The sequence below is a fragment of the Desulfolutivibrio sulfodismutans DSM 3696 genome (assembly GCF_013376455.1).
Taxonomy (GTDB): Bacteria; Desulfobacterota; Desulfovibrionia; order Desulfovibrionales; family Desulfovibrionaceae; genus Desulfolutivibrio; species Desulfolutivibrio sulfodismutans.
In genome coordinates this window covers 2,981,947-3,001,444 of record NZ_CP045504.1, presented here as the reverse complement: position 1 = coordinate 3,001,444, position 19,498 = coordinate 2,981,947, and the positions used below count along the sequence as shown (strand labels likewise).

Genomic DNA, 19,498 nt, shown 5'->3' with positions numbered 1-19,498 from the left:
AGGAGTCCGGCCCGGGCCGGGTTTCCGGAAGAGCCTGCCGATTCAGGAGAAAATCCGGGAAAAGACCGTGTCCTCATGGCGCAGATAATAGGCCGGGTTGAAGAGGTCCGAAAGAGCGGCATGGTCGAGAAGCCCCGCGATGTCGGAGTCCTCCCGCACGGCGTCGGGGAACTGGGTCTTTTCGTTCCAGCAGCGCATGGCGATGCGTTGCACGAGTTCATAGGCCTTCTGGCGATCCATGCCCTTTTCGATGAGGGCCAACAGCACGCGCTGGGAATAAAACAGCCCGAAGGAGGCCTCCATGTTGCGGCGCATGTTGTCGGCCTTGACCACAAGCCGCTTGAGGATTCCCGTAAGCCGGGACAGCATGTAGTCCACGAGGATGGTGGAGTCGGGCATGATGACCCGTTCCACCGAGGAATGGGAGATGTCGCGCTCGTGCCACAGGGCCATGTCTTCCATGGCCGCCAGGGAATTGGAACGCACCAGCCGGGAAAGGCCGGTCAGGTTCTCGGCGGAGATGGGATTTTTTTTATGCGGCATGGCCGAGGACCCCTTCTGCCCCTTGCCGAACCCTTCCTCCACCTCCTGCACCTCGGTGCGCTGCATATGCCGCAACTCCACGCACAGCCGCTCCACGCCCCCGGCCAAAAGCGCCAGGGCGGTAAAAAACGCGGCATGCCGGTCGCGCTGCACGATCTGGGTGGAGATGGGATCGGCGGCAAGGCCCAGCCGTTGGCAGGCCAGCCGCTCCACCTCGGGGTCCAGGTGGGCGTAACCGCCCACGGCCCCGGAGATCTTGCCGACGCGCACCCCCTCCACCGCAGCGGCCACCCGCTCCCGGTGCCGGGCGAATTCGGCGTAAAATCCGGCCAGCTTGAGTCCGAAACTGGTGGGTTCGGCGTGGATGCCGTGGGTGCGCCCGATCATGAGCAGGCCCTTGTAGCGGTGGGCCATGTCCCGCAAGACGTCCAAGAGGGCGTCCATGCCGCGCAGGATGATGGCCCCGGCCCGGGTCAAAAGCACCCCGCCCGCCGTGTCCACGATGTCCGAGGAGGTGCAGCCCAGATGGATGAACCGGGCGGGCGGCCCGACCTTCTCCTCCACGGCGGTCAGGAAGGCGATGACATCGTGCCGGGTGAGCTCCTCGATCTCCAGGATGCGGTCCACGTCGAAATCGGCGGTGCGCCGGATGTGTTCCATATCCTCCGGGGGGATGACCCCAAGCTCGCACCATGCCTCGCACACGGCCAGCTCCACCTCGAGCCAGACGCGAAAGCGGTTCTCCTGGGTCCACAAGGCGCCCATTTCCGGGCGGGTATAGCGTTCGATCATGGTGCGGCATCCCCCTTGGGATCGTCTGTTCCGGCCTGGGCGGGACGCCGCGTCAGGGTTTCTTGGCGGTCTTTCCCGAAGCGGGCGGCGTTTTGGGCCCAGACGGCGCGGACGGGTTCTTGGCGAGGCTTGGAACCTCGACGGGCTTGCAGGCGGGCTTCTTGTTTTTCCCGCTGTATTTGTCGATCACGGCTGGCTTGCGGTCGGCATAGTCCGTGGCGTACCAGCCGGATCCCTTGAGAATGAAGGCTGAACCGGACACGACGCGGGACGCCTGCGCGCCGCACAGGGGACACGGCAGGGTCTTTTCCTCGAATCCCCTCTGCCACTCCTCGAACTGGTGGTCGCACTGGGGACAGCAGTATTCGTAGATGGGCATGGAACGGCTCCAACGATACGGGACGTCGCCACCCCTGGCCGCCCGAACCCGGGGCGACAGCCAAGGCGCGACAGGGACGCAGGACGTTTCGACCGCCCGGCCTAGACGGCGGCGGCCGCAGTGTTCAGGCAAAAAAGGCCCCCTCGCGCCGACGTAGCGGGAGGGATGCCAAAGAACCGCCCGGGGCATGAACGCCTCCCCCGGACGGATCACCTTGTCCACGAAAACACGCGCCACCCCGCCAAGGCCTGAGCCCTGCCGCGCCGGGGTGCGAAAAAACCGCTAGGACTTCTTGGCGGCCTTGGCCTCGCGGATGCGCTCCTTGAGCCGCTCCTGGCGGCGACGGCGACGGCGGTCGAGTTCCTTTTTCCGTTCATGCCTTTTGTGGCGGGCCATATGTCGTCCTCCTTGGGGAATTATCGCTTTGAAGCGAACCTCGCATCATATTCCAGTTCGCTTGCCTTGTAAAGACACGGTATCCCATGTCCGGCCTATTCGGACACGATCCGTTCCTGGGCCTCGGTCAGGGTGAATTCGCCCTTCTCGATCCATTCCTTCAGCTTTTGGGCCACTTCCAGGGACATGGACAGGCTGGTCAGGGGGACGGAGGCCGTTTCCGCGCCGTTGATCTTCACCCTGCCCGACAACAGCTCCTCATAGCTCACATGCCCAAGGACACGCGGGATGCCCTGGGGATAGTCGTGGCCGTAATCCTTGACCGGCATGAGGATGTCCGCATCGGACACGCCGGTGAAAAAGGCCATGTCCTCGTTGAGGATGGGAATGGGGATGCCCACGCCGACCGCCAGGGAGCAGCCGTAGCCCAGAATGCTCACCCCGCGCACATACCGGGGGTTCATGCCCTTGAGGTCGCCCCGGACCATGAGCGTGCCTGCGGCGGAAAGGGGAATGCCGCGTTCCGTGCGCTTGGGCTTGGGGTCGTGCTGGGTGCCGGCCCCGAGCACGTAGCCCGTGCCGCCGCCCAGAAATATCTTGGTTCCCAGGCCGATGGTCCGGAAATAGGGGTCGTTGAAAAGGGGGCTTAGGGCCCCGGCCGTGGCGAAGTTGGCGTTTTTGGCCCCCGGTTTGAGCGGCCCCATGTAGGTATAGATGATGCGGCTGGTGAGGTTCACGGCCACGTTGTAATTCTGGTAGCAGTTGCGGGGATTGAGCAGCATGGCGGTTTTGAGGCCCGCCAGGGTGACGTCCTTCTCCAGGGCGGCGCGCGGGTAGCAGTCCGTGACGTAGGACTCGCACCACAGCCTGACGGCCTTGCCGCGCAACAGATCCTCGATGACGTGCCCGCCGCCGTACTTGAACGTGCCGGGATAGACCTTGTTTAAGGGGTCGTCGCGCCGGGTCTCGGTGCAGCCCAGGTAGGCGTCCACGGCAGCCAGTCCGGCATGGCACTGGACGTTGTTCAGGCGGACCTTGGAGGCCCGCATCACCGGCGGTTCCTGCCCGAAGTTGAAAAGCATCCCCGACGAGCACATGGGAGAAAACGTGCCCGTGGTGACCACGTCCACCTCCCGGGCGGCCTTGACCTTGCCGAGTCGGCCTACGATGTCGGTCATCTCCCGGGCGGTGACCACCACGGCCTTGCCCGACCGGATGCGGTCGTTGATTTCGGAAATGGTCTTGGTCACTTCATGGGACATGGCGGCGCTCGCTTCGTTCATGGCTTGGGATCTGCCTGCGGCAGTCCCGCAAGGGGGCGTATGGTGGCTGATTTCGCATGCGATGGCAATTTTTTTCTCCCGGCCCGGGGATGCGCCGCCCGGCCCCTTGACCTCGCCCCGGGCAGGCTCGTACACCGCCCCCCAAGGAGAGCCCCATGGACACCCTAAAAACCCTCGTGGACATGCTGTTCAAGATCGCCCTGATCGTGGCCGTGGCCGCCTTTTTGCGCATCTACGACCAGAAACGGGACATCGGCCGCTATGCCTACATCTCCACCGGAGACCTGGAATACGTGGTGGACACCACCACCGGCGTCATCTACCAGGGCGGATTCTCCATGAACCACTTAACCGGCGAGGAACGCACCCAGAACAAGCCCGGGAAATAGGCCGACAGCGCCCCGGCTCAGTCCCGATGCCGCGTCAAAAAACCGTAGATGATCAGCCCCACCCCGGACAGGGCCAGCAGGATGTAGTCGCGCTGGTAGATCAAAAGGGCCAGAAACATTACGAATAGCGCCGCCAGCCGTCCCGGGGGCATGGGGCGGCGCGGCCTGCGGCCCCGAAACAAACCGCCCAACCGGTCTCCCCAGCTCATTTCCGTCCCCGCCTTCCCCCTGCCGCCGGGCCGGACGTTTCGCCGTCGGTCGTGGGCGGGGCCGCATCTGCCCGGCCCTGCGCATGCCCGGGACCGGCCGCAGCCAGGGGATGGGCCGCGTCGTAGGTCTGCATGATCCGGGTCAGATCCAGGTGGGTGTAGCGTTGGGTGGTGGCCAGCCGGGAATGCCCGAGCAATTCCTGCACGCTACGCAGGTCCGCCCCGGCCTGGAGCATGTGGGTGGCGAAGCTGTGGCGCAGCATGTGCGGATGCACCCGCTGGGGAAGCCCGGCCTGCGCGGCCATGTCGGCAAGGATGCGCCCCGCCTGCCGCCGGTTCAGACGAGCGCCGCGCGAGCCCAGAAAAAAGGCCTTCTCGCCCGGCCCCGGGGAAAAGGCCCCCCGCAGCGCAAGATAGTCCAACATACGCCGTTTGGCCGCCTCGCCCACCGGGGCCAGGCGCTCCTTGCCGCCCTTGCCCATGACCCGGGCCACCCCCCGCGACAGGTCCACGTCCAGAAGATCGAGGGACACGGCCTCGCTGACGCGCAACCCCCCGCCGTAGAGCAGTTCGGCCAGGGCCATGTCCCGCACGGCCCGGGGGTCCATGGCGTCGCCGATCTCCACCAGGGACTTGGCCTGGTCGGCGTTGAGCGCACCGGGATGGCGTTTCTCGCTTTTGGGATTTTTCACCCCGGCCAGGGGATCGGCGGCCACCAGCCGCCTGCGCAAAAAATGCCGGAACAGGCCGCGCAGGCTGGAGAGCTTGCGGCCCATGGAGGTCTTGGACAGGCGCATCCGGTGCAGTTCGGCCAGGAAGCCGCGCACATGGTCCCGGGTCACCGCAGACGGGTCGGCCAGGGTCAGGCCCCGGCGGCCGAGATAGTCCTCGAACTGGGCCGCGTCCCCGGCATAGGCCGCCACCGTGGCCGCAGAATAGCCCTTCTGCCCGGCCAGGTAGTCCACGAAGCCCTGCACGGTGTCCGGCAGGCGGAGCGGGCCGTCTCCCGCGTCAGTCGGGGAGGTCCGATGGGGGTGGCGGGGCGTCCCCGCGCCGTTGGTCCAGGACATAGCAGCTTTTGGGGTTTTCCTTGGCCTTTTTTTTGAGCGACATGGCGATCTGGGAGGCCTCGCCGTAGTGCTTGAGGCTGCCGTCGCGGTTAAAGACCACGGCCAGGGAGATGGCCATGAGCGGAAAGGTGCGCAGATGCCCCTCCCGATCCGTGGACCGGATGTCGCCGCGCTCCCGGTCCTCGGGATCATAAAAGCTGGGCACGATGCCGTCAAAGGTGGCCACCAGACGCTGGCAGGCCGTCTCCGCCACCTCCGGCGGCACGATGAACACGAAGTCGTCGCCGCCCACATGGCCCACGAAGGACCGGATGCCGGGGAGGCTGCGGATGGTGTTGACGATGACCCGGGCGGTCATCATGAGCACCTCGTCGCCCCGGGAAAAGCCGTATTTGTCGTTGAAGGACTTGAAATGGTCCAGGTCGGCATAGACCAGGGCGAAGTCCTCGCGGCGGTCGATGAGCTCCTGGATGCGGTGGATGATGGAGGTGTTGCCCGGCAGCCGCGTCAGGGGGTTGGCGTCGAAGGACCGCGACGCCCGGGCCAGGGTCAGGAGCACCCGGGCCCGCACTTCGGCCGGGCGCAGGGGGCGGGCCAGGAAATCGTCGATCTCGGCGGCCAGCCAGTCCCGCCCCGATTCCAGTTCCTCGTGGCTGATGACGTAGATGACCGGAAGCTGGCGGTAGACATTCTCGCTTTTCACGAGGCTTACCACATCGAGCCCGGGCATGTCGGAAAGCTCACCGTCCACCATGAGCAGGTCTGGCGGGTCGTTGAAAAGGGTTTCGATGGCCCGGCGGCCCCGGGTGAAGTGGCTGACCTGCATCACGGACACGGGCCACATCCCCTGCATGAGCGCGGCGAAATCCGCGTCCGGGGTCAGAAGCGTGACGAGCTGGGGGCGGGTGAAGCCGAACCCGGCCGGGAGGGTATCCGTGTCCGTGGTCATATGTGGTATGGCGTCCTCGCCGACCGCCTCTGCAGACGCGCGGAATCCGGCAAATCGAAGCCCTTTCTCAAAACATCGCAGCCATATTCGCCCGGGCGCGGCATCAGGCGAAGGACAGGTCGGAGATTTCCAGGAACTGCTCGCTTAAGTGGCCCAGGATGCCTTCCACGTCGGCCGGTTTGAGCTTCAGGCGCTTTAAGGCCTCGGGCTGCAGGTAGGGCACGTTGTCGTCGCCGCCGAAGCCGTATTCGAAGACCCGGGCCATGAAGTCGCCCACATGCACGGCGCAGGCCATGTCCGGATAGAGCCGGGCCAGTTGCGGCTTGTGGTGGTAGGACAGGCCTTCCTTGATATTGGGCGGCAGCTTCCAGTGGTCGGCCAGCCAGGCGTTGATGCGGTCGTGCCCAAAGCCCAGGACTTCCTTTTCAGCCTCGATGTACATCAGATCCCTGGCCTTGACGGCCTGCTCGATCTCGCCCTTGAGCTCGGGCAACTGCACCGTGGCCACCACCTTGCCCAGGTCGTGCAGAAGCCCGGCCACGGAATATTCCTCGGGGTCGCGAAGCCCGGCCGCCCGGGCCACGGTGGAGCTGGCCAGGGCCACGCCCAGGCTGTGCTCCCAAAGCCCCACCATGTTCTCGCTCATGATCTCGAAGACCGACGTGGACACGATGATGCCGCGCAGCACGTTGAACCCCAAAAGCACCAGGGCGTGCTGGATGGAGCTGATGCGCCCGGGAAAACCGTAGATGGGCGAGTTGACCATCTTCAAGACCTTGGCTGAAAGCACCTGGTCCATGGCGATGAGCTTGGCCACCTCGTCGGTGGACGAGTCGGAACGCTCCACCAGCCGGGCCACCTCGTCCAAGACCTTGGGCAGGGTGGGCAGATCCTTGACCGCCAGGATGAGCCCTTTTCGTTCGGTGCGCAGATCCTCGGCCATGGCCTAGCCCTCCCGGGGCGGCTCGGCCGCCGCCCTGGCCGCCGCCAGCCCCGCCGCCTTGAGCTTGAAATAGTCGTAGAGGAGCTTTTTGATCTGCTGCATCCACTTGTCCCCGGCATGCTTGCGGAAAAGATGGTCCAGACGCTCGGCCCGTTTTTCGTAGGACATGTCCCCGGCCGCGCCCTCCAGGTCCACGGGATTGCCCTCCACCACCACGGCGTCCACGCCCATGGTGTCGAAACGGTCGAGCAGGGCCTGGGACAGTTCCGTGCCCTGGGCGGCCACGGCAATGCCGTCGGCCCGGGCCACGGCCTTGGCCAGAACCATGCCCGGGCGGGCAAGGCTTAACGGGAGTTTTTGCATGGCGGGGGGGTCTCCATCTGCTCCAGGCCGTAGTACATTCCCGGCCATTTTCGCACAAGCCCCTTGAGTTCCAGCCCGACCAGGGTCCGGCTGACCACATGGCTGGCCAGCCCCAGTTCCTGGCCCACGGCATCCATGTGCAGCCGCGCGCCGTCCGAAAACAGGCGCAGGATGCTGCGCTCCAGGTCCGTGAGGTCGGCGGCCGGAGGAGGGGGTGGCGGGGGCGCCGGGGGTGGCGGAGGCGGGGCAGGGGCCACGGCGTCGGCGGCCGGAGGCGGCACGCGCTCGGGAGGCAGGCTCGGAGGCAGGGGCCGGACGGCGGGGCGTTCGCGCAGGCTGCGGTCGGACCCGGCGGGGGCGGCGTCCTCCGGGGCGCGCAGGGGGGGGCGGCGAACATACTCCGCCAGCCGGGGGGCCAGGGCCTCTAGGATGTCCTGGCCGTTTTGCACCAGAAGCGCCCCTTCCTTGATGAGCCTGTGGCAGCCTTCGAAGGTGGGCAGATGCACCGGCCCGGGCAGGGCGAAGACCTCGCGGCCCTGCTCCAGGGCCAGCTTGGCGGTGATCAGGCTGCCGCTTCTGCCTGCGGCCTCGATGACCGTAACGCCCAGGGACAGGCCGCTGATGATCCGGTTGCGCACCGGAAAATGCCCCGGGCAGGGATGGGCGCCGGGGGGAAATTCCGAGACGATGAGCCCGGCTGCGGCCAGGGCCTTCCACACGTCCATGTTGGAGTCGGGATAGACCAGGTCGATGCCCGTTCCCAGGACCGCGATGGATCCCCCCACCTCGGACAACCCGGCCAGATGGGCCTGACGGTCGATGCCGTGGGCCAGGCCCGAAACCACGGCCACCCCGGCCCGGGCCAGATCGCGCCCCAGCCGCATGGCCGCGTCGAATCCGTAGCGGGAGCACTGCCTGGCCCCCACCAGGGCCACGGCCGGGGAGTGCAAAAGCGAGACGTCGCCCACCACGTACAACAGAAGCGGCGGGTCCGGGATGTGGCGCAGGGGGTCGGGAAAATCCGGATCGAAAAAGGTGACGGTTCGCAGGCCTTTTTCCCGGGCCGCGTCGTATTCCGCCATGGCCGCCTGACGGTACCGGCCCCGGGCGTAGGATTCGGCGGCCCGGGCGTCCACGAGGCGCATCTGTGTCCATTCGGCGTGGCGTCGGCAGGCCTCCCGGGCGCTGGGGAAGGCGGAAAACAGGCGTTTCCAGGTTTTGGGGCCGATGCCCGGACAGTGGCGCAGGGCCAGGCAGGCCTTGAATTCGTGGTCCGACTCGGCCGGGGAGGGCATGGCGCAGGACTCGTGCGGCGAGGCCTGGACGGGCGGTTGCGGATTGCCCATGGGGGATGCGACCTTGGCGCTCACCGGGGGAGCTGTTCGAGTTTGCGTTTGGCGTTGCCGGTCAGTTCCGAGGCCGGATAGTCCTTGATCAGGGATTCGTAGGCCGTCCGGGCGGCGGCCGTGTTCCCCAGCTTCTCCTGAACCATGCCCAGCTTGTACAGGGAGTCCGCCGCCTTGTGGTGTCCGGGGTAGCGGGTGCTGACGTCGGTGAAGCTCTGGGCGGCCTGGGAGAAGTTGCCCTGGTTGTAGTCGCTCTCCCCGATCCAGTAGCGCACGTTGGGCTCCAGGGGACTGTGGGGATGGCGGGTCAAAAATTCGCCAAATGCGGCGCTGGCCTCGCGGGGTTTGCCGTTTAGGGCCAGCTTGAGGGCCCGGTTGTAGTCGGCCTCCTCGCCTGGTGAGGGCTTGCCGGACGCAGGCGCGACCGCGGCCGGAGCGGCCGGAGCAGCGGACGGCGCAGGGCCGGAGGGCGCGGCATAGGGCGTGGGGGCCCGGCCGGGGGCGGGTGCGGCGGCCTGGACGGCCGTGGCCACCGGGGTGGCCGCAGCTGGGGGGATGGGCGTCTGGGCCGCCCCTTCGCCGACCGGGGGCAGCACGGCCGGATAAGGCGAAAGGGATGACGCGGGCGGCATGGCTGGCGGCGCGGACGGCGCGGCTGGCGTCACAGCCGCTGGCGCAGGCTCCACGGCCGCCGCCTGGGCCTTGGCGGACGATTCGCCGGGGCCGGGGAGCTCCCAGGCCTTGGCCGGATTTCCGCCGGGCGTGGCCGCAGACACCGGGGCCGGGGCGGACAGGCCAGCAGCAGCCAGTTCGGCGGCTGGGCTTTGCGGCGCAGGTTCCTGATTTTTTTGGGCAGGGGGAGGCGTGGGCTCGACCGAGGCGGCGGCCTGGACGGCCTGGGCCGTCTGGCCGGGCGGAACGGCCGGGAAGGGACGCCCGACATCGGACGGCGGCGCGGGTTGTCCCTTGCCGTTTTGGGCGGCGGATTTGCCGGGAGGCGCGTAGGGCACGGCGTTTTTTTCGCCCGGCCCGGTAGTAGCCTTTGACGCGGCGGCCTGATTGGCGGCCATGGGCTGTCCGGCCCAGGGCGGCGGCGCATCCTGCACGGACGCGGCCCCGGCCTCGCCGGTGCGGGAGCGCAAAAGCAAGGCCAACTCGTCAAGCTTGGCCCGCACCTCGCCCCAGTTCTTGTCGCCCGCAGCCTGCTTGGACTCCAGGGCCTGGACCTCGCCCTGGATCTTGACCAGGGCCGCCTCAATGTTTTGCAGGCGAAAATCCGTGCTGGACTGGGCGATGGGGCCGGTGGTCCGGCACCCGGCGAAAGACAGAACCACAAGCGCCAAAAAACACCCTCTGCCCCACGCCGCCGAAAGCGGCCGGGACAAGAGCCTGCACAACACGCCGAAAGGTGGTATTTTCGCCCTTTTTCCCATATCTTATTGCACGGATAAGCGACATGGGGAAAATTGGCAAGCCGCTTTCCCCGCCAGGCCTCATTTCCGCGTCCGGCGGATTTCCCCGCCGGTTCCGATGCGTCTTGCATCACCGCCCGATTTAGGGCAAGAAAACCGGCGCAAGGCCGGGAGTTGCGCCGCCGCACCCCGCCCACGACTCAAGGAGAGCGCATCGCATGCCCCTGCCTGTCGGAGATGTCGCCTTTTACGTCACGGTGATCCTTCTCGCCCCCCATCTGGCCCTGGCCCTGGCTGCGGCCGGCATGCCAGTGGTCAGCGCCTCGGGCGGCTTTTTCAAGACCAAACGGATCAAGATTTTTCTGGACAAGTTCGGCCAGCAGACCACCACCTTCGCCCTGCTCGGCGGCGGATACGTCTTTTTGCTCACCCTTCTGGCCGCCGTGGCCCTGCCCTTCGCCGCCCCGGAAAGCGCCGCGTTTTTCTTTGCCTGGCCCCTGCCCGTCTTGCCCCTGGCGGCCCCGCTTTTCTTCGGCGCGATCCTTTTTCTGGTCTACCGGGGCCTGTGGCAGCGCATGAAAAACAGCAAATCCGCCCATTCCCTCATCGGCATCGCCTCGGGACTGGCCTTTTTCGCCGCACTCTACGCCCTGGTCTCGACCTTCCGGCTCTTTTCCCTGCATTCCCCCCTGCCCCTGTCGGGCTGGGATTTTTTCGTGCCGCCCCAAAACGCCTTTTTCTGGCCCATCCTGCTGGAGACCCTGACCCTGGCCCTGTGCCTGGCCGGGGGCTGCGGCGGGCTGTATCTGGTGGCCCGGCGCAACAAGGACGACTTCGGCCGGGACTATTACGGATTCACCCTGAAGCTGGCCGCCCGCTGGGCATTTTTCGCAGGGCTTGTGCATCTGGCCACCCTGGGCCACATTTATAACGGCCTGTGGCCCTTTGCGACGGCCCATGCCGCCTCGGACCTGCTTTTTTGGAGCATGACGGCCTCCCTGGCCCTGTGGGCCCTGGCCCTGGCCCTGTGGGGCATCACCTCGTTTAGCTCCTACGCCCTGCGCATGAAATGGGCCCTGTTCACGGCGGCGGTCCTGGCCGTGGCCGCCCTGGCCTGCCAAAGCGCCTTTTTCTGGCTTCTGTTTTTCGGATAGTCCCGGACCATCCCTCCGAAACGCCCCCGGCCGTACCGGTTTCTGTCCGATGTGGCCCCCGGGCCGACGGCGGCAGGGACACCCCCGCCGTCCGATCTCCCGACCGCCCGACCGCCATGGCGTTGCGGCCTTGGGGTCTTATTTCCGGGCCGACGCCGCGTCCGCGCGCACCAGTCCCAGCACGCATTCGACGTGCGGGCCGTGGGGGAACATGTCCACCGGGGTGACCACATCCACCCGGTAGTCGCCGACAAGCGCGGCGGCGTCCCGGGCCAGGGTGGAGGGATTGCAGGAGACGTAGATCACGCGCCCCGGGCGCAGCAGCCGCAGGGCGGCCAGCACCTCGGGATGGGTTCCGGACCTGGGCGGGTCCAGAAAAACCACGTCGGGCTTTTTGACCCGCAGCGACTCCAGGCTTTGACGCACGTCGCCCTTGACGAATTCACAGTTGACCAGCCCGTTTTCCCCGGCCGAGGCCTTGGCGTCGCGGATGCTCATGGCCGAGGAGTCCACGCCGATGACCTGTTTGGCCCGGGCCGCCGCATACAGGGCGATGCCCCCCGAACCGCAATACAGATCCCACACGGTCTGGGTTCCGGTGAGACCGGCGGCGGCCATGGCCGTGTCGTACAGCTTTTGGGCGCCCAGGGAGTTGGTCTGGAAAAAGGAGTCCGGGGAGATGCGAAACACGGTCTTCCCCAACCGCTCCTCGATAAACCCCTGGCCCGTGGCCGATTCGATGCGCTCCCCCACGGCCAGGGCGACCCTGGCCTGCCGGGTGGAATGCACGAAGGTGGTCAGGTCCGGGAAGGCTGCCGCCAGATGATCCGAAAGGCCTTGCGCGGCCTTGGCCGCATCGCCCCGGGGCGAGGTGATGAGCTGGACCATGGTCTGGCCCGTGGCCTGGGCCTCGCGGATGATCAGGTGCCGCCACAGGCCCTTGCCGGTTTTGTGGTCGTAGGCGGGCTGGCCGAAGGTCCGGCAGTAGTCCCGGACGGCATTGAGCATGGCCGCGCCTTTTTTGGATAAAAGCCCGCACCCGGTCACATCGCACACCCGTCCCGGGGCGTTTCGCTCATAGAGCCCAAGGTGCAGGGCCCCGGCAAAGGCGAATTCCATCTTGTTGCGATAGTGGCGGGTCACAGGCGATGGCACGGCCGCGGCCACGGTCGCCTCGGCGATCCCGGCCAGGTGGCGCAGGCTCTCGATCACCTGTTCGCGCTTCCAGTAAAGCTGCTCGGCATAGTCCAGATCCTGCCACGAACAGCCGCCGCATTGGCCGAAATGTTGGCAAAACGGCTCGACCTGCTTGGGGGAGGGGGTCAGCACCTCCACCAGCCGCGCCTCGGCAAATCCTTTCTTGACCTTGGCCACCTCGGCCCGCACCGTCTGGCCAGGCAACGCCCGGTCGCAAAAAACCACGAATCCGTCCACCCGGGCCAGCCCCATGCCGCCGAAGGCCAGCTTGGACACCTCGATATCGATGATGCTTCCTTTTTCCATGTGCATGCGTGTCGTCTCCCTGAGAGGGGGGGTATCCGGGCCGGACGCCCTTGGCAAGGGAAAGAGCGCACGGGCGGCAGGCGGGCCAGGCCGCACCCCTGCGGGACGCGGTCCGGCGTTGTTGCGTCATCAGGCGATTCCGGATACTTGGGAGAAACCCGGATCAAGACCGGCAGGGGGACCATGACCCGAAAATTTCTGGCTGCCGCCGTAGCCCTGTTCATCATTCTGACGTCGGTGGTGGCTTTTATGGGCTGGCGGGCCAAAAACGAAATCGAACAGGTCGCCACCGACCAGTTCAACGGCCAGCAATTGCTCCTGGCCCAAAAGATCGCCGACGACATCGACGAACATTTCGCCTTCCTCAAAACCAGCCTGCACAGCCTTGCCGACATCTGGCGGCAATCTCCGGCCGACTCCGCGCAGCCGTCTGCGGCCCTCGCGCCGTTTTTTCAGATGCTCAAGCACTGGAAGGTGCTGGCCATGGGCTTCGCCAGCGGCGACGCCGGGCCTGCCCAGTGGTTCGACGGCCGCGGGGCGCTTGCGGGCGACGTCGGCATTGATCCGACCCTGGCCCTGGCCTTCGCCCGCGACCCGGCCCGGGCCGCATCGGCCTTTACCGGCCGGGTGACGGTCCCGGACACCGGGCCTTTCGTCGGAAAGCGGGTGGTGGTCATGGCCGTGGGAGTTCCCGGCCAGGACGGCGACCCGGCCATGGCCGGGACCATCCTCCTTGTCCTGGACGCCATGGCCGTGGCCCGGGAATACGCCCAGGGAGTGCGTTCCGGGGCCACGGGCTACGCCTGGGTGGTGGACGACCAGGGATTTTTCCTGGACCACTACGAGGACCGCTTTGTGGGCCAGCATTCCATCGAGACCCGACGTGAACGCAATCCATCCCTGGACTGGTCGCGCATCGAGAGCCTGCTGCGCGACCGCATCCTTACGGGCCAGACGGGGACGGACTGGTACATGTCCGGGTGGCACCGGGGGGTCATCTCGGAGATGAAGAAACTGGCGGCGTTTTGTCCGGCGCGCCCCTCCGGCGCAGACGACCCGGGCAACATCTGGGGGGTCTGTCTGGCCGCCCCGGTGACCGAGGTGCAGGGGCTCATCGGACGGCTGGTGGTGCGGGAATGGCTGTTGGTCGTGCTTTTCGAGGCCGTGGTGTTTTTCGGGTTCCTGGTGGCCATGTATTTTTCCATGCGCTTTTCCCGGATGCTCGGCACGGAGGTTGAGCGCAAAAAAGAGGAACTGGTCAAGGCCCAGGAAAAGCTCATCCGCTCGGAGCGTTTTGCAGCCATCGGCCAGGCGGCGGCCCACATCTCCCACGAGATCAAAAATCCGCTCATGCTCATGGCCGGGTTTGCCCGGCAGGTCCGCAAACGCCTGCCCGAGAACGACAAGGACGCCGAGAAACTGAAAATCATCGAGCAGGAGGCCGGACGCCTGGAAACCCTTTTAGGCGAGGTACGCGACTTCAGCCGCCCGGCGCCGCCGCACATCGATTTCGGGGATATCAACACCACCGTGGAGGAGACGGCGAAGATGATGGCCGAAGGCCTCAAGGCCCGGCAGGTCACGGTGCGCATGGAGGCGGGTCAGGGCATCCCGTCCGTGCCCCACGACCCCAACCGGGTGCGCCAGGTGCTCATCAACCTGATGAAAAATGCGGCCGAGGCCATGCCGAACGGCGGCGAGATACGGGTCACCACGGATTTCGCGGACGGTTTCGCCGTGCTTCGCGTGTCCGACACCGGGGGCGGCATCCCGACGGACGTGGCCGGGCGCATCTTCGAGCCCTTCTGCACCACCAAGGAGAGCGGCACGGGGCTTGGGCTGGCCGTGTGCCAACGCATCGTCGAGGATCACAAGGGCGAAATCGCCTACGCCTCCTCGCCGGGCAAGGGCACCACGTTTACGGTGAAGCTGCCGGTGTGATCCGGCGTCCCCCCTGACGGCCGCAGGCCCCTTCGACGGCGTGCCCGCCCTCCCCCGGGACGCCGCCGGGAAACGACCCATGAACCAAGGCGCCGCCATGATCGTCTGGAAAAACGAACCCGGCCGCACGGCCCGCTGTCCGGCCTGCGCCGCACGCGACAACCAGACCCTGCGACTGCGGGTGACCAGCCCACTGACCGGCGACACCCTCTCCCTGTACACCTGTGCCGGGTGCGGCAGCCATTTCTACGATCCCTTCGTCCCCCTTGCCAGCGAGGCGCTCTATACCGACCGGCACATCCAATACTATGTCGAGGTCGGCGCGGGCATCGGCAGCATCCTGCAACCCCTGATTTCCCTCCGCCTTGCGCCTGGCTCCCGGCGCTTTCTGGATGTGGGCTGCGGTTTCGGGTTCGCCCTGGATTTCGCCGCCCATGTCCTGGGCTGGTCGGCCGTGGGCGTGGAACCCTCCCGTATGGGCACGGCCGGGAAGGCCGCCCTGGGCGCGGCCATCTCCAACGACTATCTGGAAAATATCCCGGCCTTGAAAGCTTCCCGCCTTGACGTGGTCTTCACTTCCGAGGTGTTGGAGCATGTTGGAGATCCGGCCGCCTTCGGAGACCTGCTGGCCTCCCGGCTGGCCCCGGGCGGGGTGCTGATCCTGGGCACGCCCAATGCCGAGATGGTCAGCCCCGAAACGGACGCCGCCTCCCTGTTGGGGATTTTGTCCCCGCATTTCCACACGGTCCTTTTTTCGGAACAGGCCCTGCGCCAGCTTCTGGACCGGTTCGCCTTCGAGCATGTGCATGTGGGAAGATCGGGGCACCAGCTCATCGCCCATGCCTCGCACCGGCCGTTTCGGCTGGAGCCGCTGCCGCGCCGCGACCCCCTGGTCATCCTCAAATACCTGATGGACGCCGCCGGACGCCTGGCCGGGCAGCCTTCCGTGATGATCGGTTTTTTGTACCGGGCCATGATCAGGGCGACGCACCTGGGGCTTTTCCCCCTGGGCGCGAGCATCGGCCCCAGCCTGCGCCGGGCCGTTTCGACCGCCTACGGCCTGGACCTGGACGACCTTACGGCCGTGGCGGCACGGCTTGAGGCGGCGACGGACTTCGAGGATCTGGGGGGAAGGCTGCCCTACTGCCTGTTCGGCATCTATTACGGCCTGGGCATGGCGGCGCTGCAGGTCGAGAAGAATCCGGCCCGGGCCATCGGCTGTTTCGACCTGGGATTTACGGCCTGCCAACGCTTCCTGGACATCTCCCTGGAGAATTTCGCCGCGGCGGCCCACCTCCTGTGGAACATGCGCCTGCAGGGCGGCGTGGCCCGGATCAAGGCCGGGGACGCGGCCGGGGCGCGGCGGGTGCTTAAGGAGATTTTTGCGGCCGAAACCGATCCGTCGCCCTACCGGGGGATCACGCCGCCGCCGCATGTCCTGGAGCAGGCCCGGGCCATGGGCTGACCCGGCCTAGCCCTCCCCTCCCCCGCGCAGGGCCTCAATGGGGTCCAGCGCGGCGGCCTTGCGGGCCGGTTTGAGCCCGAAGACCAGGGCGATGCCAAGCGCCGCCGTAAGCGACAGGAGGGGGATTTTCGGCGTCAGTACGAGCTTGAGCAGCCCCAGGCTGGAAAGGATCTCCCCAAGTCCAATGCCGATGCCGATGCCCAAAACCGCCCCGACCACCGTCAGCACGCAGGCCTCGCACAAAAACTGCACCGTCACCGCCCATCCCGGCGCACCCAGCGCCTTGCGCAGCCCGATCTCCTCCCGGCGCTCGCTGACACTCAAATACATGAGATTGGCCAGCACGAACCCGCCCACCAGGATGGCCACCCCGGCCGTGACCCCCAAAAAGACGGTCATGCCCCCGGTCACGGCCGACAGAAACTTCAGGATGTCCGCCGCCGAGAGCAGGGAGAAGTCGTCGGGTTCGCCTGGACCGATGCCGTGCTGGTGGCGCAGCAGGGACTTCAGATTCTCCAAATGGGAATCCATGAGCGAGGGGTCGTAGAACTTGACCCGAAGCCCCCGGAAATACTTGCGGTCCATGTTGAAACGCTGGGTCAGGGTGGTGATGGGCAGGATGATCCGGTCGTCCACCGAAGTGTCCCCGCCGCCGCCCGTGAAGCCCCGGTAGGCCAGCCGCCCCACCACCTGCACCGGCAGATCCTGGACCAGGATGGTCTTGCCCAGGGGGGAGGCGTCGCCGAAAAGGGCCTTGGCCGGGGCGTCGCCGATGAGGCAGACCTTGGCCGACCGCTCGACGTCCTCAAGCGTCAGATCCCGGCCCTCGTCCAGGGGCCAGTCCCAGGTGTCGGCATAGTTTTCCGTGGCCCCCACGACCACCGGGACCACCACGTTTTTGGCCTCGTGCCGCAAGACCACCGAGGCCTTGGAGCGCATGGGAACCACGGCCATGACCCCGGGCAGGGAACGGCTGATGGCCCGGGAGTCGTCCCAGGTCAGGGTCAGGACGCGCTGGCCCACGGGCCGGTTCTCGATGTCCCCGCCAAGGACCATCACCGCATTGGGGCCGAACCACTCCACGATTTCCAGGGCTTTTTGCCGCGCCCCGTCCACCGAGGCCACGATGACCGTCAGCGCCGCAATCCCCAGGGCCACGGCGCTGGCCACGAACACGCCGCGCAGCTTCTGGGCCAGGATGGCCGTCACGGCCATACCCAGGCTGCGCCAGGTCAGGCGGGCCGCATGCGCGGCCTCAGACCACCCGGCCGTCATGGACCAGTATCCTGCGCCGGGCATGGGCCGCCGTGGCGTCGTCGTGGGTGACCACCAGCACGGTTTTTCCGGCCCGGGCGTTGATGTCCGCCAAAAGGGCCATGATCTCCTCGCCGGTCTTGGAATCGAGCTGGCCCGTGGGTTCGTCGGCCAGGATCAGGTCGGGGTTGTTGATCAGCGCCCGGGCCAGGGCCACACGCTGCTGCTGGCCGCCCGAAAGCTGGGAGGGCTTGTGCCCGGCCCGGTCGGCCAGGCCCACCTGCTCGAGCAGGGCCAGGCCGCGCTGGCGCAGGAGGTGTTTGGGGGTGTCGGCGTACATGCCGGGCAACAGCACGTTGTCCAGGGCCGTGGCGTAGGGGATGAGGTAGAAGCTTTGAAAGACGAAGCCGATGGTGGCGTTGCGCCGGGCGGACAGGGCGTCGTCGTCGAGAGTGGCCACGTTTTCGCCGCACAAAAAATAATTTCCCGACGTGGGCCGGTCGAGAAGCCCCAGGATATGCAAAAGCGTGGACTTGCCCGACCCCGACGGCCCCTGGATGGCCGTGAACTCCCCGGCGGCGATGGACAGGGTCACGTCGCGAAGGACGTGCGAGCGCACGTCGCCCAGGAGATAGCTCTTGGAGATGTCCTCCAGGCGCACCACCGGCCCGGCGGCCGCCCCGGGGGGCGTCGCAGGGAGCGTCGAGGACGGGGGAGGGGACGGGGAATCGGCCATGGCTGTCCCCCCGCCTACCGGCCCGGCCCGGAACCGCCGGGACGGCCGCCAGACCCACCGGAACCGCCCGAGCCGCCCGATCCTCCGGAACCGCCGCCCTGGCCGGATCCGGTCGCCGGACGCGGGGCGCCCGGCAACACAATCTGCACCGCCACCTTGTCCCCGGCGTTCAATCCGGAGACCACCTCGGTCTCGTTTAAGCCCGCCAGCCCCAGTTCGGGATGCGTCTCGCGCACCCGACCCTGGCCTTCCACCACGAACACCACCTGGGTGTTGCCCACCCATTTGAGCGCCGCGTTGGGAATGACCAGCACGTCTGTTTTCTCCTCGACCACGATCTGACAGTGGGTGGTCATCTCCGGGCGAAGCTTCCGGGACTGGTCCGGGTCCAGGCGCACCAGGGCCTGGTAATAGACGATGTTGTCGCGAATCTCCGGGGAGGGATAGATCTGGTCCACGGTCCCGGAGAAAAGCTCCCCGGGCATGGAGTCCACGCGAAACTCCACACGCATGCCCGGCGCCACCTGCCCCACGTCGGTCTCGTCCACGTAGATCCACATCTCCAGCCGGGTGGGGTCGAGCACGGTGATCAGGTTGGCCACCTGGAGCCCGGCCACCACGGTCTCGCCCTGCTGCACGGTGACGCTCGACACCACGCCGTCGATGGGGCTTATGACCCGCGAATAGGTGAGCTTGGTCTCGGCCGTGCTGAGGGCGGCCTCGGCCTCCTCTTTTGAGCGTTCGGCCTTGATGCGCTCCTTCTCGAATTCGGTCTTGGTGCGCGAGAGCGTGACCTCCCGGGCGGCCAGTTCGTTTTTGGCCACCAGGGCGTCGCGCCGGGCCTGGTCCAGGACGTCCCGGGACACCAGTTCCTGGGCGAAAAGCTTTTGCTGGCGCGTGAGGTTGGTGGCGGCGTAGTCGTGCTTGGCCTGGGACAGGGCCAGTTCGGCCTCGGCCTCGGCGATGCGCTTGGGATAGACCTCGACCACCTGCCTGAGCTCGGCCTCGGTGCGCTCCAGACGGGCCGTGGCCTCGTTTTGGCGGGAGCGGTCCTCCCGGGAGTCCACCAGGGCGATGACCTGCCCGGCGCGCACCGTATCACCCACCTTGACCCGCATGTCCTCGATGGTTCCCGTGGCCCGGGCCCCGATCTTGATGATGGCCCCCACCTGGGCCTTGATGATGCCCGTGGCCTCCAAGACCTTGCGGACCTTGCCGGTGCGGACCTCGGCCTCGGCCAGAACCTTGGGGGCCTTGTCCTTGCCGCCGAGATATGTCCAGGCCGCGAGAGCGGCCGCCAGACACAGGACGAAGATGATCCAGAATTTTTTGCTGCGCATGCGGTCAATCCGTATGATGAGGGGGAACGCG

18 protein-coding genes are annotated in these 19,498 nt (G+C 66.9%); 4 read left to right on the top strand and 14 right to left on the bottom strand.

All coding sequences use genetic code 11. The features are described from left to right. Positions 1–42: 42 nt before the first annotated feature. The 3 genes from purB to GD606_RS13670 form a co-directional block, all read right to left on the bottom strand. Positions 43–1,335 carry an adenylosuccinate lyase gene (gene purB, locus GD606_RS13680; RefSeq protein ID WP_163301023.1) on the bottom strand — a complete coding sequence of 431 codons (1,293 nt, stop codon included), beginning with the start codon at positions 1,333–1,335 and terminating at the stop codon, positions 43–45. Between the two features lie 52 nt (positions 1,336–1,387). Beyond that, positions 1,388–1,714 (bottom strand): FmdB family zinc ribbon protein, encoded by a 327-nt coding sequence (locus GD606_RS13675; RefSeq protein WP_163301022.1) that lies wholly within the window; start codon positions 1,712–1,714, stop codon positions 1,388–1,390. Between the two features lie 491 nt (positions 1,715–2,205). Further along, the gene (locus GD606_RS13670; RefSeq protein WP_163301083.1) at positions 2,206–3,372 is read right to left on the bottom strand and encodes a homocysteine biosynthesis protein; all 1,167 of its coding nucleotides are present in this window, start codon (positions 3,370–3,372) and stop codon (positions 2,206–2,208) included. A gap of 176 nt (positions 3,373–3,548) precedes the next feature. Here GD606_RS13670 and GD606_RS13665 point away from each other — a divergent pair, with 176 nt between their 5' ends. Next, positions 3,549–3,782: a hypothetical protein gene (locus tag GD606_RS13665; RefSeq protein ID WP_163301021.1), complete on the top strand. Its 234-nt coding sequence runs from the start codon at positions 3,549–3,551 to the stop codon at positions 3,780–3,782. A gap of 17 nt (positions 3,783–3,799) precedes the next feature. On the opposite strand, the gene GD606_RS13660 is transcribed toward GD606_RS13665, so the two are convergent. From GD606_RS13660 to ybgF, 7 genes are all read right to left on the bottom strand, one after another. Continuing rightward, positions 3,800–3,991, bottom strand: a complete 192-nt coding sequence (locus tag GD606_RS13660; RefSeq protein WP_163301020.1) for a hypothetical protein — start codon at positions 3,989–3,991, stop codon at positions 3,800–3,802. Beyond that, positions 3,988–4,968: a tyrosine recombinase XerC gene (locus tag GD606_RS13655; protein WP_246298796.1), complete on the bottom strand. Its 981-nt coding sequence runs from the start codon at positions 4,966–4,968 to the stop codon at positions 3,988–3,990. The genes GD606_RS13660 and GD606_RS13655 overlap by 4 nt, the downstream gene beginning before the upstream one ends. A 34-nt stretch (positions 4,969–5,002) precedes the next feature. Beyond that, on the bottom strand, positions 5,003–6,010 hold the full coding sequence (locus GD606_RS13650) for a GGDEF domain-containing response regulator (RefSeq protein WP_374190859.1): 1,008 nt from the start codon (positions 6,008–6,010) through the stop codon (positions 5,003–5,005). Positions 6,011–6,113: 103 nt separating this feature from the next. After that, positions 6,114–6,953, bottom strand: coding sequence for an HDOD domain-containing protein (locus tag GD606_RS13645; RefSeq protein ID WP_163301018.1), 840 nt, complete (start codon positions 6,951–6,953; stop codon positions 6,114–6,116). Positions 6,954–6,956: 3 nt separating this feature from the next. Further along, positions 6,957–7,316 carry a hypothetical protein gene (locus GD606_RS13640; RefSeq protein ID WP_163301017.1) on the bottom strand — a complete coding sequence of 120 codons (360 nt, stop codon included), beginning with the start codon at positions 7,314–7,316 and terminating at the stop codon, positions 6,957–6,959. Further along, positions 7,298–8,662, bottom strand: coding sequence for a DNA-processing protein DprA (dprA, locus tag GD606_RS13635; protein ID WP_246298795.1), 1,365 nt, complete (start codon positions 8,660–8,662; stop codon positions 7,298–7,300). Before dprA ends, GD606_RS13640 begins: the two co-directional genes overlap by 19 nt. Positions 8,663–8,682: 20 nt before the next feature. Beyond that, on the bottom strand, positions 8,683–9,996 hold the full coding sequence (ybgF, locus tag GD606_RS13630; RefSeq protein WP_246299090.1) for a tol-pal system protein YbgF: 1,314 nt from the start codon (positions 9,994–9,996) through the stop codon (positions 8,683–8,685). 296 nt (positions 9,997–10,292) lie between these two features. Between ybgF and GD606_RS13625 the strand changes: the two genes are divergently transcribed. Further along, a complete protein-coding gene (locus GD606_RS13625) occupies positions 10,293–11,228 on the top strand; it encodes a hypothetical protein (protein WP_163301205.1) in 936 nt (311 codons plus the stop codon). Between the two features lie 138 nt (positions 11,229–11,366). On the opposite strand, the gene rlmD is transcribed toward GD606_RS13625, so the two are convergent. Then, complete coding sequence (rlmD, locus tag GD606_RS13620) at positions 11,367–12,737, bottom strand: 23S rRNA (uracil(1939)-C(5))-methyltransferase RlmD (protein ID WP_163301204.1); 1,371 nt, start codon at positions 12,735–12,737, stop codon at positions 11,367–11,369. Between the two features lie 177 nt (positions 12,738–12,914). Here rlmD and GD606_RS13615 point away from each other — a divergent pair, with 177 nt between their 5' ends. Together GD606_RS13615 and GD606_RS13610 are read left to right on the top strand one after the other, a co-directional pair. After that, entirely contained in the window at positions 12,915–14,672 is a 1,758-nt protein-coding gene (locus tag GD606_RS13615; protein ID WP_163301203.1) for a sensor histidine kinase, read from the top strand. A gap of 79 nt (positions 14,673–14,751) precedes the next feature. Then, positions 14,752–16,137, top strand: coding sequence for a class I SAM-dependent methyltransferase (locus tag GD606_RS13610; RefSeq protein WP_163301202.1), 1,386 nt, complete (start codon positions 14,752–14,754; stop codon positions 16,135–16,137). Between the two features lie 6 nt (positions 16,138–16,143). On the opposite strand, the gene GD606_RS13605 is transcribed toward GD606_RS13610, so the two are convergent. From GD606_RS13605 to GD606_RS13595, 3 genes are read right to left on the bottom strand one after another with little or no spacing between them, the layout of a single operon-like run. Continuing rightward, positions 16,144–17,436, bottom strand: coding sequence for an ABC transporter permease (locus GD606_RS13605; protein ID WP_246298794.1), 1,293 nt, complete (start codon positions 17,434–17,436; stop codon positions 16,144–16,146). Then, positions 17,393–18,127 carry an ABC transporter ATP-binding protein gene (locus GD606_RS13600; protein ID WP_163301201.1) on the bottom strand — a complete coding sequence of 245 codons (735 nt, stop codon included), beginning with the start codon at positions 18,125–18,127 and terminating at the stop codon, positions 17,393–17,395. The genes GD606_RS13605 and GD606_RS13600 overlap by 44 nt, the downstream gene beginning before the upstream one ends. Positions 18,128–18,141: 14 nt before the next feature. After that, positions 18,142–19,467 (bottom strand): efflux RND transporter periplasmic adaptor subunit, encoded by a 1,326-nt coding sequence (locus GD606_RS13595; RefSeq protein ID WP_163301200.1) that lies wholly within the window; start codon positions 19,465–19,467, stop codon positions 18,142–18,144. Between the last annotated feature and the right edge of the window lie 31 nt (positions 19,468–19,498).